The sequence below is a fragment of the Telluria sp. AIW5 genome, from assembly GCF_056680575.1.
Window position 1 is genome coordinate 3,207,123 of the sequence record NZ_CM155289.1, and the last position, 16,130, is coordinate 3,223,252.

Here is a 16,130-nt window from a genome sequence, read left to right on the forward strand (position 1 = left end):
GTATTGACTGTCGTTTCCAGCTCGTGACCGGAAGCAAGCCGTTGCATGCTACGCGAGGGCAAGGGAAGATGCAATGCTGGCAGGAGAGGGCGTGGGGCGTTCAGTATTAACTCAACTGTGCGCGGGAGGAGGTGCTTGCGCAGAGCGGTACGTAGGGTGGACTCCCGAGTCCACGCGGTGATCGTCGGCCGCAAGATCATGGAGCACGAAAGCGGAGCCGGTGCGTATCACCGCGTGGGCACGAGTGCCCACCCTACGTTACGCCGCGAGCGCGATTTCGTTCTGCAGCAAAGCCTCGCACTGGCCCGCCGGCACCGGCCGGCCGATGTAATATCCCTGGATCTCGTCGCAGCCATACGCCCGCAGCGCGTCCAGGTGCCCGATCGTCTCGACCCCTTCGGCCACCACCTTCAGGTTCAGGCTGTGCGCCAGGCTGATCACGGCCTTGGTAATGGCCGCGTCGTCGCTGTCGCCCGGCAGGTCGCGCACGAACGTGCGGTCGATTTTCAGGGCGTCGAGCGGGAAGCGCTTCAGGTAGGCCAGGCTCGAGTAGCCGGTGCCGAAATCGTCGACCGACAGGCGCATGCCCTGGCGTTTCAGGTCGGTCAGGATGCGCACGGCCGCCTCCGGGTCGAGCATCAGCATCGACTCGGTCAGCTCGAATTCGAGCAGGCACGGATCGACCCCGGCCGCCTCGACGAGCGCGCGCACGGTGTCCGCAAAACCCGCCTGGCCGAGCTGGCGCGCCGACAGGTTGATCGCCACCGGCGGCACCGATGCGTACAGCGCCGACCAGGCGCGCAACTGGCGGCACACTTCGGCGATCACCCATTCGCCGACCGGCAGGATCAAGCCCGTCTCCTCGAGGATGGAAATGAACTCATACGGCGCGACCAGGCCGCGCTCCGGATGGCGCCAGCGCAGCAGGGCCTCGAAGCCGCTGACGGCGCCGGTGGCCAGCTTCACCTTCGGCTGGTAGTGCAGTTCGAATTCGCCGCGCTCGAGCGCCAGGTGCAGCTGGTGTTCGGTCTGCAGGCGCAGCGCGGCGTTGGCGTTCATCTCGGCGAGATAAAACTGGTAGTTGTTGCGGCCGTTCTGCTTGGCGCTGTACATCGCCGTGTCCGCGCTTTTGAGCAGGGTGGCGGCGTCGACGCCGTCGTCGGGGTAGGCCGCGATGCCGACGCTGGCCGAGACGAACAGTTGCTGGCCTTGCAGCACGAAAGGCTGGGACAGGGCCTCGACGATGCGCCGCGCGAGGCCCTCGGCCTCGTTCGCCGCATCGAGCTGCGGCAGGACGACGGCGAATTCGTCGCCGCCGAGGCGCGCCACGACGTCGAGCGCGCCCACGCAATCCTGCAGGCGCGCGCCGGCCTGCGCCAGCAGCTCGTCGCCGACGCTGTGGCCCAACATGTCGTTGACGCTTTTAAACCGGTCGAGGTCGATGAACATGACGCCGGCGCGCTGCCCGCCCGCGGCGGCATTCGCGATCGCTTCTTCCAGGCAGGCGCCCAGGCGGTGGCGGTTCGGCAGGCCGGTCAGGGCGTCGAACTGGGCGAGATACGTGAGACGGTTGCGCGCGTCCTCGCGTTCGACCGCGGTGGCGAGGATGTTGCCGAGGCCTTCCAGTAAGGCGTCTTCGTCTTCCTGGAAGGTGCGTGCTTCGGGTGCGCAGATGGCCAGCGCGCCGAACGGGCGGCCGGCGCAGACGACGACCGTGTCGATGCTGCTGCCGGCCCGTTCGACGCCGAGCAGGCCGGCGCTCCAGCGTGCCAGCGCCTCGCTCGCCGCCGGGCCGGCGGGGCAAGGGAAAGCTGCCTGCGGCGCGGCGGCCGGGAAGCCGGACGCCGCCTGCAGGCAGGCCGTACCGGCATCGGGGTCGAAGCCGAACAAGGCCGCATGGCGTACGCCGAGGCCGTCGCAGGCGAGTTTTGCCGCCATCTCGAACAGGTCGGCCAGCGGGCCCGCTTCGAGCGCCTTGCGCCCGAGGCGCGCGATCAGGCCCTGGCGCATGGCGTTGCGCACGATCGCGTCCTCGAATTCCTTGCGCTCGCTGATGTCGAAATCGATGCAGATGTATTTGTCGATCGCGTTCGCGGCATCGAAGATGGGGACGATGGTGCGGTACCACTGGCGTTCGCCCTCGCTGCCGGGCACCGCGACTTCGCCGCGCCAGACGGTGTTCGAAGGCGACCAGCCGCTGCCGCCCTGGGCGAGGCTGCGGCCGACCAGCTGCTCGCGCGGATAGCCCGACTGGCGCACGAACTGCTCGTTCACGGCCGTGACAACGCCCTCGCGGTCGACTTCGGACACGATCGCCGCCTGGTCGAGCGCGCTCTTGTGCTGGACGAGGGAATTCATCAGGCCCGCGATGCGCTGGCCGTATTCGTCGCGCATGCTGGCGGCGCTGCGGTTCACAGCCTGGATCGCTGCGCGGATCTCGAGCGGCGCGTTGGGGTCGATCGCGGCGCCGTCCTCGCCGTGGAAGCGCAGGCTGCCCAGGTTTTTCAGCCAGCGCGCCAGCAGGGCGCGCGCCACGGCCAGGCTGATCGCCAGCACGACGGCCGCCAGCGCAGCCGACTGCAGGAGCAGCAGCCACAATTGCGAAGCGATCCTGCGCTCGTCGAACTGCAGGCGCAGCACGCCGTAATCCTTGCCGCCGGCGGCGACGACGCGGTTGACGTCGTACAGTTCGCGGGCGATGTGTTCGTGCAGCCAGGCCGGCGCGGGTGCCAGCGAGGCATCGGGCGGGGCGTCGACGCGGATCGCGCCGCCGCTCATGTCGATGAAGACGGCGCTGCGAAACGGCGACTGCACCATCATCGACGACAGGGTGCGCTTGACGGTGTCGTAGTCGCCGATCAGTGCGCTGTCCTCGACCGCCTGCGCCGCCACCTCGACCAGGGTGTTGGCGGCGTCCTGGGTTTCCTCGACGTGCTGCAGGTACTGGTGGCGGTAGAACATGCCCATTCCGACACCGCTGAACACGAGCATGCTCACTGCAAACAGGGCGAAGACGCGGCCGACGAGGGAGCGCGGCAACAGGAAATGGACGAGTCTCGGCATGGAAAGGCCTGGCTTAGCGGAGTTGGGCCGGGGCGGCCTCGTAGAAGTGGCGGTAGGCCGCATAATCGGCGTCGGTGGCCGGAACGAAGCGCACCGGCTCGGCCTCGTGGACCAGTTCCGACACCGCCTGCAGGATCCGGCGCCCTTCCGGATCGTTGGCCATGCCGAGGAAGGCCTGGGACACGGCGCGCACCTGGGCCGGCGGCACACGGTCCGACGCCATCAGCGCCAGGTCGTTGAACGGGGCCGAGCTCCACAGCACGCGGAACGCCTTGTTTTCGCGCCCGGCATAGTTCTCCACCAGCTGGGAATTCGCGCCGGCCGCTTTGGCACGTCCGCTGAAGAGCTGGGTGAAGGCGGCGTCCATGTTGCCGGCGAAGGCGATCGTGACGGGTACTTTTTCGCGCAGCAGCTGGGCATAGGGCACCTTGTAGGCGACCAGGGCTTCGGGGCCGGGAAAGACGACGGTGCTGTTTGCGAGCTCGGCCAGGCCGCGCACGGGCGAGTCGACCGGGACCACGATCTGGGCGCGCACGGGCGCCGCGTCGCGCCGGCCGAAGACGGTCCAGCCCAGCTTGGCGCGTTCGGGGCTGAACAGGTGGTTGGTGAAGGCGAAGTCGACTTCGCGCGTCAGCACGAAACTCGTGGTGTCGGCCGAGGTGCGGCCCAGCTTCAGGTTCAGGCGCACGCCGCTTTTATGCGACACGTAGCGCACGATCGGGTTCCAGAAGCTGGCCGAGACCTGCAGGTTGTACTGGTTCACGGGCGAAAAATTGTAGGCGGGGGTGTTCGCCGCCTGGGCTGGATTGGCCAAGGCCAGGGCCAGCGACAGGGCGAAGCCGGCCCGTAAAGACATGCGCATGATGGTGGAGAGTGGAGAGACGGGCGCGATGTGCGCAGGGTGTGGACTATAACAGAAAACCATCAAAAAGTGCCTGATAGCAACTTTTTTGTTGCAATGCCGCCCATCGGCGGCCCCCGCTCAGAACTGTTCGTCCGCCTGCAATAGCGCCACTGCCGGCCGGCCAGGGTCCGTAGGGTGGACTCTTGAGTCCACGCGGTGCAGAGGTCGCGGTTCGGCGGCTTCCCGACAATCACGACGCCAGACAGGCGATCTCCCGCAGTCGCGGCTCAACTCTTTGTTTCGATACGCGGCTGTTCTACCGCGTGGACTCAAGAGTCCACCCTACGGATCGCTCAAGCCGCCAAGAGCGCGGTTAGGTTTCCGGCAAAACGCTGCGGGATCAGGACTGTTCGCCCGCCTGCAATAGCGCCACTGCCGGCCGGCCAGGGTCCGTAGGGTGGACTCTTGAGTCCACGCGGTGCAGAGGTCGCGGTTCGGCGGCTTCCCGACAATCACGACGCCAGACAGGCGATCTCCCGCAGTCGCGGCTCAGCTCTTTGTTTCGATACGCGGCTGTTCTACCGCGTGGACTCAAGAGTCCACCCTACGGATCGCTCAAGCCGCCAAGAGCGCGGTTAGGTTTTCGGCAAAACGCTGCGGGATCAGGACGGTTCGCCCGCCTGCAATAGCGCCACTGCCGGCCGGCCAGGGTCCGTAGGGTGGACTCTTGAGTCCACGCGGTGCAGAGGTCGCGGTTCGGCGGCTTCCCGACAATCACGACGCCAGACAGGCGATCTCCCGCAGTCGCGGCTCAACTCTTTGTTTCGATACGCGGCTGTTCTACCGCGTGGACTCAAGAGTCCACCCTACGGATCGCTCAAGCCGCCAAGAGCGCGGTTAGGTTTTCGGCAAAACGCTGCGGGATCAGAACTGTTCGGCCGCCTGCAATAGCGCCACTGCCGGCCGGCCAGGGTCCGTAGGGTGGACTCTTGAGTCCACGCGGTGCAGAGGTCGCGGTTCGGCGGCTTCCCGACAATCACGACGCCAGACAGGCGATCTCCCGCAGTCGCGGCTCAACTCTTTGTTTTGATACGCGGCTGTTCTACCGCGTGGACTCAAGATTCCACCCTCCGGATCGCTCAAGCCGCCAAGAGCGCGGTTAGGTTTTCGGCAAAACGCTGCGGGATCAGAACTGCTCGTCCGCCTGCAGGTAACGCCACTGGCCGACCGGCAGGTCGCCCAGCTTGACGCGGCCGATGCGCACGCGTTTCAGGCCCAGCACCTTCAGGCCGACCATGTCGCACATGCGGCGGATCTGGCGCTTCTTGCCCTCTTTGAGGGTAAAGCTGAGCTGGTCCTCGTTCTGCCAGCGCACCTTGGCCGGCAAGAGGGGCTTGCCGTCCATCCACAGGCCGAAACACAGCTTCTTGAGGTCGGCATCAGGCAGCTTGCCCGGCTTGGTGTACTCGACCCGCACCAGGTATTCCTTGTCGATCGAGGTGGTCTCGCCGATCAGCTGCTTGGCGATGCGCCCGTCCTGGGTCAGCACCAATAAACCCACCGAGTCGATGTCGAGGCGTCCCGCCGGCACCAGCGAACGCAGCTGGGTCGGGTGGAACTGTTCCGGAGAAGGATCGTCCGGCCAGCGGTTTTCCGGCTTGATCAGGGCCACGGCCGGGGTATAGCCGTCTTCGGCCTGGCCCGACACGTAGCCGACCGGCTTGTTGATCAGGACGGTGACGCGCTTCGATTGTTCGGCCGCGGCCTGGCGCTCGACGGTGATGCGCTGGTCGGGCAGCACCTTGCTGCCCAGCTCCGAGACGACCTTGCCGTCGACCCGCACCCAGCCGCGCGCGATCCATTCATCGGCTTCGCGGCGCGAGCACAGGCCCAGTTCGGACATTCGTTTGGAGAGGCGGAGCGGTTCGGTCATGAGTCAAAAAAAGTAAGTGAGAAGTGAGATAGCTTGTATCAGTTTAACCGCGTCAGATCGCCAGCGCGTCCAGCAGCTCGGTTTCCAGCTGCACCAGCACGCGCGCATTCGACAAATTCGGGCCGTCGACCAGGAACACGTCCTCGACGCGCTCGCCCAGGGTCATGATCTTCGCCGTGTGCAGGTTGATGCGGTAGCGCGTCAGCACGCTGGCGATCGCGTACAGCAGGCCGGTGCGGTCGTTGGCCGCGATCGAGAGCAGGTAGTGCTGGCCGCGTTCGTCCGGGCGCAGTTCGACGCTCGGCGTGACCGGGAAGTGGCGCGACAGTCGCGACAGGCGTCCGCGCGTGGGCGGCGGCAGCGGCGCGTTCGAGGTCAGCAGCTCGCACAGCTCGTGCTCGATCAGGCTGATGATGTCGCGGTAGTTTTTCGCAAAGTTCTCCTCGGTGACGAGGAAGGTGTCGAGCGCATAGCCGTCGCGCGTGGTGTGGATCTTGGCGTCGAGGATGCTGAAATTCTTGCGGTCGAAATAGCTGCAGATGCGCGCGAACAGGTCGGGCTGGTCCTTCAGGTAGACGGTCAGCTGGATCCCGGCGCCGGCAGGCGCCAGGCGCGCCCGCACCACCGGCCTGGCGCTCTTGATCTTGTCGTACAGGCAGCGCGTCTGCCAGGCGATGTCGGAGGCGTCGTGGCGCAGGAAGTAGACGACGTCGAGCTGGTCCCACAGCGCCTCGTGGGCGTCGGCCGGCAGTCCGAACAGGCGCAGCGTGGCCAATGCCTCCTGCTGGCGCATGCGCAGTTCGCGGTCGGCCGAATGCGGCTCGCCGCCCAGCACGCGCAGCGTGATGCGGTACAGGTCTTCGAGCAGCTTGGCCTTCCAGGCGTTCCACACCTTCGGGCTGGTGCCGCGGATGTCGGCCACGGTCAGCAAATACAGGGCCGTCAGGTGGCGCTCGTCCTTCACCACGGCGGCAAAGGCGGCGATCACGTCCGGGTCCGACAGGTCCTGCTTTTGCGCGACCTGCGACATCGTCAGGTGTTGTTCGACGAGGAAGACCACAAGTTCGGTGTCGGGCCCGGACAAGCCGTGGTCCGTGCAGAATTCGCGCGCGTCGACCATGCCGAGTTCCGAGTGGTCGCCGCCGCGGCCCTTGGCGATGTCGTGGAAGAGGGCGGCCACATACAGCAACCAGCGGTCGCGGAAGTTGGCGACCAGCTGGCTGCAGAACGGGTATTCGTGCGCGTGTTCGGCCATCGTGAAGCGGCGCAGGTTACGCACCACCATCATGATGTGCTGGTCCACGGTGTAGACGTGGAACAGGTCGTGCTGCATCTGGCCGACGATGTTGCGGAAATTCGGCAGGTAGCGTCCCAGCACGCCGAAGTCGTTCATGCGCCGCAGCGCGTGCACCAGGCCTTGCGGCGCTTTCAGGATGCGCAGGAAGTTGGCGCGGTTGGCGGGATCGGCGCGGTAGGCATCGTCGATCAGGTTGCGCGCATGCCAGAGCGCGCGCGTGGTGCGCGCCGTCATGCCCTTGATGTCGGGGCGCTCGGTCATCGTCACGAAAATGGCGAGGATGCTCGCGGGCGTCGTCTCGAAGGTGTCGTCGTGCGCGATGTCGATGAAGCCGCCAACATTGTTAAAGCAGGTGTCGATGGGCACCGGTTCGGAAGGCTGCGGGAACAGGAGCGCCTCGATGTTCTGCAGCAGGATGGTATTCAACTGCGTGACCGTTTTCGCGGCCCAGTAGTAGCGCTGCATCAGGTATTCGCTGGCGCGGCGCGCACCGGGGCCGGGCGGGTCGGACTCCAGGCCGAAAGATTCGGCAATCGCCGTCTGCACGTCGAACAGCAGGCGGTCTTCGCGGCGGTTGGTCTGCAGGTGCAGGCGTACGCGGATGTCCTTGAAGGCGCGCTCCTTTTCCATCAGCTGGCGCGCCTCGTCCTGGGTGATCAGTTCGCGTGTGGCGAGCTGGCCCCAGGAGTTGGCGAGGCCCGCCGCTTTCGCGACCCACAGGATGACCTGCAGGTCGCGCAGCGCGCCGGGGCTTTCCTTGACGTTCGGCTCCAGCGAGAAGGCGGTGTACTCGAACTTGGCGTGGCGCAGGCGCATTTCCGCCGTCTTGGCCTGGAAAAAGGCTTGCGGATCGAGGGCCTGCTGGTAGCGCGTTTGCAGTTGGTCGAACAGCGCCGCGTCCCCCGTGACCAGCCGCGCTTCCAGCAAGCTCGTTTGCACGGTGATGTCGGCCGCGGACTCGACCAGGCACTCGTCGACCGTGCGGATGCTGTGCCCGATCTCCAGGCCCAGGTCCCACAGCAACTGCACCAGGCCTTCCAGTTTGGCCTGGGTGATCGCATTCGGCGGCGCGCCGAGCAGGATCAGGAGGTCGACGTCGGAAAAGGGGAAGAGTTCTCCGCGGCCATAGCCGCCCACGCCGACCAGCGCCGTGTCGGCGGGCAGGCGCGCCGCGGCCCATGCGTCGCTGAGGATGTCGTCGACGCACTGGCGCAGGCCGCGCAGCAGCTTTTCCGGCTTGCCGTCCTCGCGGAAGGCCGCGAACAGGACCTGGCGTTCGGCCTTGAGCCTGGCTTTGAGTTCCGGGCGGGCGTCGTCGAGGGCGGCGGCGGACATGCTGCTTACGCCGCGACGGCGTCTTTGTGTGGAGGGGTCCCGGCGACGATCGCGGGCGGCGGCGGGGTGCCGGCGGAAGTGGTCAGGACTTCATAGCCGGTCTCGGTGACCAGGATCATGTGTTCCCACTGGGCCGACAGGCTGCGGTCTTTCGTCTTGATGGTCCAGCCGTCCGGCATTTCCTTGATGTCGCGGCGGCCGGCGTTGATCATCGGTTCGATCGTGAAGATCATGCCTGGCTCGAGCTTGTCCAGCGTGCCCGGTTTGCCGTAGTGCAGCACCTGCGGCTCTTCGTGGAACACCTTGCCGATGCCGTGGCCGCAGAACTCGCGCACCACGCTGTAGCCGTTCTTTTCCGCGTGCTGCTGGATCACGTGGCCAATATCGCCCAGATAAGCGCCGGGTCTGACTTTCGAGATGCCCAGCCACATGCATTCATAGGTCACTTCCGACAGGCGGCGCGCCAGGATCGACGGTTCGCCGATCAGGAACATGCGGCTGTTGTCGCCGTGGAAGCCATCCTTCGTGATGACGGTGACGTCGATGTTCAGCGCGTCGCCGCTTTTGAGCACCTTGTCGCCCGGGATGCCGTGGCAGATGACGTCGTTGACCGAGGTGCAGACGGCTTTCGGGAAGGGCGGATAGCCGGGCGGCGCGTAGTTCAGCGGCGCCGGGACCGTGCCCTGCACGTCCGTCATGTATGCCTGGCACAGGCGGTCGAGCTCGCCAGTGGTGACGCCGGCCTTCACGAACGGCGTGATGTAGTCGAGCACTTCGGCGCCGAGGCGGCCGGCCAGGCGCATGCCTTCGATTTCGTCGGGGGTTTTGATGGAGATGGACATAAGATAGGTCGTGAGGCGAATCGGTAAGGGCGGGCGCAGTGACGCGCCTTGCAATGTTCCCCACATTATAAGGGATGCTGCTGGTGGCGGGCGATGCTGTGCGGGTGATCATGCGCTGCGAACGCGTGGGCTCGCGAGCGGTTCGCCGCCCGGCCCACGCTACGGTGCACCACCGTTCCATGGGCTTGCTACCGGCCGTCGTGCGCCGTAGGGTGGGCACTTGTGCCCACGCGTTACGGCTGCAAAGAGCCGGCAAGGTAATACGCGAATGCGCTGCGCCCGACACGCAACGCTTGAAATAAGCACCAAATCCCGTTAGAATCTCGGGTTGCTTGGGCTGAGGTCCGGCAATGTTGTCAAAGTTGTTTATTTTATTTATTCAAAATCGCGAATCCGGCCGCCAAGGGTGCCCCAAAGGGTGACTGGCCGATATTCAAGAATTTAACCCTGGAGAATTACATGTCCGTTACTATGCGCGAAATGCTGGAAGCCGGTATTCACTTCGGCCACCAGACCCGTTTCTGGAACCCAAAGATGGCACCGTTCATCTTCGGCCATCGCAACAAAATCCACATCATCAACCTGGAAAAGACCATGGCGATGTACCAGGATGCGATGAAGACGATCAAGCAGATCTCGGCCAGCCGCGGCACGATCCTGATGGTCGGCACCAAGCGCCAGGCGCGTGACCTCATCGCCGCTGAAGCCCAGCGCGCTGGCGTCCCTTACGTCGACCAGCGTTGGCTCGGCGGCATGCTGACCAACTTCAAGACCATCAAGACCTCGATCAAGCGCCTGAAGGACATGGAAGCGCAAGTGGAAGACGGTTCGGTCGAGAAGCTGTCGAAAAAAGAAGCCCTGATGTTCTCGCGCGAAATGATCAAGCTGCAGAAATCGATCGGCGGCATCAAGGAGATGGGCGGCGTTCCTGACGCAATCTTCGTCGTCGACGTCGGCTACCACAAGGGCGCGATCACCGAAGCCGGCAAGCTGGGCATCCCGGTCATCGGCATCGTCGATACCAACCACTCGCCAGAAGGCGTCACCCACGTGATCCCTGGTAACGACGACTCGTCGAAAGCCATCGCCCTGTACGCACGCGGCGTCGCCGATGCGATCCTGGAAGGCCGTGCCAACGCCACCAACGAAGTTGCTGAAATGGTCAAGGCCGGCGGCGACGACTTCGTCGAAGTCTCCGAGCAGGCATAAGTTGTAGGCGGGCCGGGCGCCTGCCGCGACTAAAAAAGGGGTGCTGGGCCATGGCTGCGCACCCCTTTTTTTAAGTACAGAATTAGTAAGAAATTATCGAGTGGACGCTCACCGTGGCGTTCGCGACTCTGAACACATTTAGGAGAAAAACATGGCAGCGATTACTGCAGCGATGGTAGGTGAACTGCGCGCGAAGACCGACGCACCGATGATGGAATGCAAGAAGGCCCTGACCGAAGCCGAAGGCGACATGGGTCGTGCCGAAGAGATCCTGCGCGTCAAGCTGGGCGGCAAGGCATCGAAGGCATCGGCACGCATCACCGCCGAAGGCGTGGTTGCGAGCTACATCTCCGGCAACGTCGGCGCGCTGGTCGAAATCAACAGCGAAACCGACTTCGTCGCCAAGAACGACGAATTCATGGCCATGGCCAACCTGGCAGCCAAGCTGGTCGCCGAACAGAACCCTGCCGACGTGGCAGCCCTGTCGGCGCTGGACGTCGGCGGCCAGACCTTCGACGCACTGCGTTCGGCACTGATCGGCAAAATCGGTGAAAATATGACCGTGCGCCGCTTCCAGCGTTTCGAGACCACCGGCAAGCTGGCTTCCTACCTGCACGGCAGCCGTATCGGCGTCATCGTCGACTACGACGGTGCGGACGAGCAAGTCGGCAAGGACGTCGCGATGCACATCGCCGCGATGAAGCCGGTCGCCCTGTCGTCGGAAGGCGTGCCAGCCGAACTGATCGAGAAAGAGCGTTCGGTCGCCCAGCTGAAGGCCCAGGAAGATGCTGACGCAGCCGCTGCCGCAGGCAAGCCTGCCCAGTCGCCGGAAATCCTGGCCAAGCGCCTCGAAGGTTCGGTCCAGAAGTACCTGAAAGAAGTGTCGCTGCTGAACCAGACCTTCGTCAAGAACGACAAGCAGTCGATCGAGCAGATGCTGAAGGCCACCAACACCACGGTGAAGGGCTTCACGATGTACGTCGTGGGCGAGGGCATCGAGAAGAAGGTCGACGACTTCGCAGCAGAAGTTGCAGCACAGATGGCTGCCAACAAGCAGTAATGTGAAAGCGGGCCGCAAGGCCCGTTTTTTTAACCTGGTCGTTTACGGTCCGCTTATCCGCATCGGGCGAAACGGCCGGGTTTGTAGGGTGGGCGCCCCGTGCCCACGCGAACGCCGGCATCGTGTTTGCCGTGTTCGAGGGCATGGCAGGCGTTGACATGACGCCCCATTCCGCGTGGGCACGGGGCGCCCACCCTACGGAGCGTGCGCGCTCTTTTGCCCGCCATCTGTACATTTGCAGATGAGGCTCCAGGCACAGCCTGCAGCCGGACCCGAATTCGAATCAAACATTTAGGAGAGCGCTTCATCATGACAAAACCAGCCTACAAACGAGTCCTCCTTAAACTGTCTGGCGAAGCGCTGATGGGCGACGATCAGTTCGGCATCAACCGCGCGACCATCGATCGCATGGTCGCCGACGTCGCGGAAGTGGCGGAGCTGGGTGTCGAGCTGGCGGTCGTGATTGGCGGCGGCAACATCTTCCGTGGCGTCGCGCCGGGTGCGCAGGGCATGGACCGCGCCACCGCCGACTACATGGGCATGCTGGCCACCGTCATGAACGCGCTGGCACTGGCCGACGCGATGCGCCACGTCGGCATCACCGCGCGCGTGATGTCGGCCATCGGCATCGACCAGGTGGTCGAGCCTTACGTGCGCCCGAAAGCGCTGCAATACCTCGAAGAGGGCAAGGTCGTCGTGTTCGCCGCCGGCACCGGCAACCCCTTCTTCACCACCGACACCGCGGCCGCCCTGCGCGGCGCCGAAGTGGGCGCCGAGATCGTCCTGAAGGCCACCAAGGTCGACGGCGTCTATACCGCCGACCCGCAGAAGGACCCGAACGCCACCCGTTACGAGTCGATCTCGTTCGACGAGGCGATCTCGAAGCAACTGCAGGTGATGGACGCCACCGCGTTCGCGCTGTGCCGTGACCAGAAACTCCCGATCAAGGTGTTTTCGATCGTCAAGCCGGGCGCCCTGAGGCGGGTGATCATGGGCGAAGACGAAGGTACACTGGTACACGTTTAATAACTGACATACCCAATAACAGGAGAGCAGCATGTCCTTAGCTGACGTAAAAAAGAATGCGCAAGAGCGCATGACCAAGTCGATCGAAACCCTGCGTGCCGACCTGGCCAAGGTGCGTACCGGCCGTGCCCACACCGGCATCCTCGACCACATCATGGTCGACTATTACGGTTCGCCGACCCCGCTGAGCGGCGTCGCCAACCTGACGCTGATCGACGCCCGCACCATCGGCGTGCAGCCGTATGAAAAGAAGATGCTGAGCACGATCGAAAAAGCGATCCGCGATTCCGACCTGGGCCTGAACCCGTCCACCTTCGGCGAACTGGTCCGCGTGCCGACCCCTGCGCTCACCGAAGAGCGCCGCAAGGAAATGGTCAAGCTGTGCAAGTCGGAAGCCGAAGACGCGAAGATTGCCGTGCGCAACATCCGTCGCGACGCCAACGAGCAGCTGAAGAAGATGGTCAAGGACAAGACGGCCTCCGAAGACGACGAGCGCCGCTCCTCGGACGATATCCAGAAGCTGACCGACAAGTTCGTCGCCGACATCGACAAGCTGCTCGCGGAAAAGGAAAAAGAAGTCCTGACCGTGTAACATGTCTGGCGCCGGACCAGGTAGCAGGCATCGGCCTGCCGGCGCGCAAGAAGTAACGAATAGTAATTGAATGGCAGGAGCGAACGCTTGCCGGGCACAATCCGGAAAGCGCCCGCTTTCTTACCGTAATCGCCATGATTGGCAATGGATTTATGATCTTTAAGAGTTCGACGACCGTAGTTCCCGACGTGCCGGCCGTCCCGCGCCATATCGCCGTCATCATGGACGGCAATGGCCGGTGGGCGACGAAGCGCCTGCTGCCGCGCGTGGCCGGGCACGTCAAGGGCGTGGAAGCGGTGCGCGGCGTGGTCGAAGCCTGCGTGCTACGCGGGGTCGAATACCTGACCCTGTTTGCGTTTTCCTCGGAAAACTGGCGCCGCCCCGAAGAAGAAGTGTCGCTCCTGATGCGCCTGTTCGTCACCGCGCTCGAGCGTGAAGTCTCCAAGATGCACGCGAATAACATCCGCCTGAAAGTCGTGGGCGACCTGTCGCGCTTCGATGCCAAGCTGCGCGAGATGATCGCCAATGCCGAGCGCCGCACCGCCGGCAATACGCGCCTGACCGTCAGCGTGTGCGCCAACTACGGCGGCCGCTGGGACATCATGCAGGCGACCAGCAAGATGGTGGTAAGCAATCCTGGCGTGACGGATTACACCGAAGACATGCTCGCGCCGCACCTGGCGATGGCCTACGCGCCCGAGCCGGACCTGTTCATCCGCACCGGCGGGGAAGAGCGCATCTCGAACTTCCTGCTGTGGCAGCTGGCCTATTCCGAGCTGTATTTTACCGACACCTATTGGCCGGATTTCTCGGTCGAGTCGCTGGACGCGGCGATCGCGTCCTACCAGAGCCGCGAGCGCCGTTTCGGCCGCACCGGCGAACAAGTGGCCAAGAAAAAAAGCTGATGCTGAAAACCCGGATCCTCACCGCGCTCGTGCTGCTGGCAGTCCTGCTGCCGGTCCTGTATTCCAACAACTTCACGGCCTTCGCGGTGGTGGTGACCGTGTTCTTCGGCGCCGCTATCTGGGAAACCTTCCGCCTGTTCAATCCGACCTCCGGCAAGGCGCTCGTGGTCGCCGTGTTCTGGACCGCCGCCTTTGCCTGGACCTTTTTCGTCGCCAACAAGGGCGCGGCCCCGACCTTCTGGTTCGTGGTCAGCCTGCTGCTGTGGGCGCTGCGCTTCCTGCCCTCGCTCAAGATCGGCCTGCCGGCGCTGGACAGCACCCCCAACACGCTGCTGAGCGTCACCTATGCCGTGGCCCTGGTCGGCTGCTTCGCCGCCATTGCCGCGCTGTTCTCGTATTCGCCTTTGTACCTGCTGTCGGTGATGGCCATCGTCTGGGCCGCCGACATCTTCGCCTACTTTTCCGGTAAAGCTTTCGGCAAGCGTAAACTGGCCCCATCGATCTCGCCCGGCAAATCCTGGGAAGGCGCGATCGGCGGGGGCATCGCCGTACTCGTGATCGCCACCCTGGTGATCGTGTTCGGCAGGGACGCGCTGGCGAATACCTTCCCGGTCCGCGTGCAGGCCAGCCTCGGCTGGGCTGCCACGTATGCCATCCTGATCCTGATCGTCGCCGCCAGCATCGTCGGCGACCTGTTCGAATCCCAGCTCAAGCGCCGCGCCGCAATGAAGGACAGCAGCAACCTGCTGCCCGGTCACGGCGGGGTGCTCGACCGGATCGACGCCCTGGTACCGGTACTGCCCCTGGCGGCACTGATCGGCGCCTGGTTGTAAGGAGTTTTACCATGCAAAGCATCACCATTTTGGGCGCCACCGGCTCGATCGGCGTCTCGACGCTCGACGTGCTCGCGCGCCATCCCGAACAGTACCGTGTCTACGCACTCTCCGCGCACAGCCGCGTCGAAGAACTGGCGCAGCAATGCCGCACCTTCCGCCCGCAGCGCGCGGTGGTCGGCACGCCCGAGGCGGCGGCCGGACTGGCGCGCCTGCTTCAAGGCCTGGACATCGACATCGCCCACGGCGAAGCGGCCCTGTGCGAAATCGCCTCCAGCCCCGATACCGACACCGTGATGGCGGCGATCGTCGGCGCGGCCGGCCTGGCACCGGCGCTGGCCGCAGCGCGCGCCGGTAAAAAAATCCTGCTCGCGAACAAGGAAGCGCTCGTCATGTCGGGCCAGTTGTTCATGGACGCGGTGCGCGAGCACAAGGCGACCCTGCTGCCGATCGACAGCGAGCACAATGCAATTTTCCAATCGCTCCCGAGCAATTACGCACGCACGCCGGCGAATTCCGGCGTGGCGAAAATCCTGCTGACCGCGTCCGGCGGCCCCTTCCTGAACCGCGCCGTCGAGACGCTGGAAGACGTGACCCCGCTTGAGGCCTGCAAGCACCCGAACTGGTCGATGGGCCGCAAGATTTCGGTCGATTCCGCGACCATGATGAACAAGGGCCTGGAAGTCATCGAGGCGCACTGGCTGTTCGGCGCCCCGGCCGACCTGATCGAGGTCGTGATCCACCCGCAAAGCGTGATCCACTCGATGGTCTCGTATGTCGACGGCTCGGTGCTGGCCCAGCTCGGCAACCCCGACATGCGCACGCCGATCGCGCACGCGCTCGCTTACCCGGAGCGCATCGACTCGGGTGTGGCCCAGCTCGATCTCACCACGATGGGCGCGCTGCAGTTCCACAAGCCCGACTACGTGCGCTTCCCCTGCCTCGCGCTCGCCTTCGACGCCCTGCGTGAAGGCGGCACGGCGCCGGCCCTGCTGAACGCCGCCAACGAAATCGCGGTCGACGCTTTCCTCAACGAGCGCATCGGTTTTCGCGACATCGACCGCGTCGTGCGCCGCGTGATGGACGAAAATCCACACGGCGCGGCGCGCGACATCGAGGCCGTGATGGCCCAGGATGCGCGCGCCCGCGTCGCCGCCTCAACCATCGTCGCCACCATCTCCCGGAGCTGAC

At 64.7% G+C, this 16,130-nt stretch carries 12 protein-coding genes; 7 read left to right on the forward strand and 5 right to left on the reverse strand.

The features are described from left to right. Window positions 1-258: 258 nt before the first annotated feature. From AC1MEM_RS14210 to map, 5 genes are all read right to left on the reverse strand, one after another. Window positions 259-3,063: a putative bifunctional diguanylate cyclase/phosphodiesterase gene (locus tag AC1MEM_RS14210; protein ID WP_499471420.1), complete on the reverse strand. Its 2,805-nt coding sequence runs from the start codon at window positions 3,061-3,063 to the stop codon at window positions 259-261. A gap of 13 nt (window positions 3,064-3,076) precedes the next feature. Beyond that, the gene (locus AC1MEM_RS14215; protein ID WP_499471422.1) at window positions 3,077-3,919 is read right to left on the reverse strand and encodes a phosphate/phosphite/phosphonate ABC transporter substrate-binding protein; all 843 of its coding nucleotides are present in this window, start codon (window positions 3,917-3,919) and stop codon (window positions 3,077-3,079) included. Between the two features lie 1,174 nt (window positions 3,920-5,093). Next, window positions 5,094-5,840, reverse strand: a complete 747-nt coding sequence (locus AC1MEM_RS14220) for a pseudouridine synthase (protein ID WP_499471424.1) — start codon at window positions 5,838-5,840, stop codon at window positions 5,094-5,096. 52 nt (window positions 5,841-5,892) lie between these two features. Continuing rightward, window positions 5,893-8,472, reverse strand: coding sequence for a [protein-PII] uridylyltransferase (locus tag AC1MEM_RS14225; RefSeq protein ID WP_499471426.1), 2,580 nt, complete (start codon window positions 8,470-8,472; stop codon window positions 5,893-5,895). A 5-nt stretch (window positions 8,473-8,477) separates the two neighbouring features. Then, window positions 8,478-9,314, reverse strand: a complete 837-nt coding sequence (gene map / locus AC1MEM_RS14230; protein WP_499471428.1) for a type I methionyl aminopeptidase — start codon at window positions 9,312-9,314, stop codon at window positions 8,478-8,480. Between the two features lie 459 nt (window positions 9,315-9,773). Here map and rpsB point away from each other — a divergent pair, with 459 nt between their 5' ends. The 7 genes from rpsB to ispC all read left to right on the forward strand — a co-directional run bounded on the left by rpsB (window position 9,774) and on the right by ispC (window position 16,129). Next, complete coding sequence (rpsB, locus tag AC1MEM_RS14235; RefSeq protein ID WP_499471430.1) at window positions 9,774-10,523, forward strand: 30S ribosomal protein S2; 750 nt, start codon at window positions 9,774-9,776, stop codon at window positions 10,521-10,523. Window positions 10,524-10,674: 151 nt separating this feature from the next. After that, on the forward strand, window positions 10,675-11,583 hold the full coding sequence (tsf, locus tag AC1MEM_RS14240) for a translation elongation factor Ts (RefSeq protein WP_499471432.1): 909 nt from the start codon (window positions 10,675-10,677) through the stop codon (window positions 11,581-11,583). A gap of 309 nt (window positions 11,584-11,892) precedes the next feature. Beyond that, window positions 11,893-12,609, forward strand: coding sequence for a UMP kinase (gene pyrH / locus AC1MEM_RS14245; RefSeq protein ID WP_499471434.1), 717 nt, complete (start codon window positions 11,893-11,895; stop codon window positions 12,607-12,609). 31 nt (window positions 12,610-12,640) lie between these two features. Then, a complete protein-coding gene (gene frr, locus AC1MEM_RS14250) occupies window positions 12,641-13,201 on the forward strand; it encodes a ribosome recycling factor (protein WP_499471436.1) in 561 nt (186 codons plus the stop codon). A 152-nt stretch (window positions 13,202-13,353) separates the two neighbouring features. After that, entirely contained in the window at window positions 13,354-14,106 is a 753-nt protein-coding gene (gene uppS, locus AC1MEM_RS14255; protein WP_499471438.1) for a polyprenyl diphosphate synthase, read from the forward strand. Continuing rightward, complete coding sequence (locus AC1MEM_RS14260) at window positions 14,106-14,939, forward strand: phosphatidate cytidylyltransferase (protein WP_499471440.1); 834 nt, start codon at window positions 14,106-14,108, stop codon at window positions 14,937-14,939. The genes uppS and AC1MEM_RS14260 overlap by 1 nt, the downstream gene beginning before the upstream one ends. An 11-nt stretch (window positions 14,940-14,950) precedes the next feature. Next, on the forward strand, window positions 14,951-16,129 hold the full coding sequence (gene ispC / locus AC1MEM_RS14265; RefSeq protein WP_499471442.1) for a 1-deoxy-D-xylulose-5-phosphate reductoisomerase: 1,179 nt from the start codon (window positions 14,951-14,953) through the stop codon (window positions 16,127-16,129). Window position 16,130 lies beyond the last annotated feature (1 nt).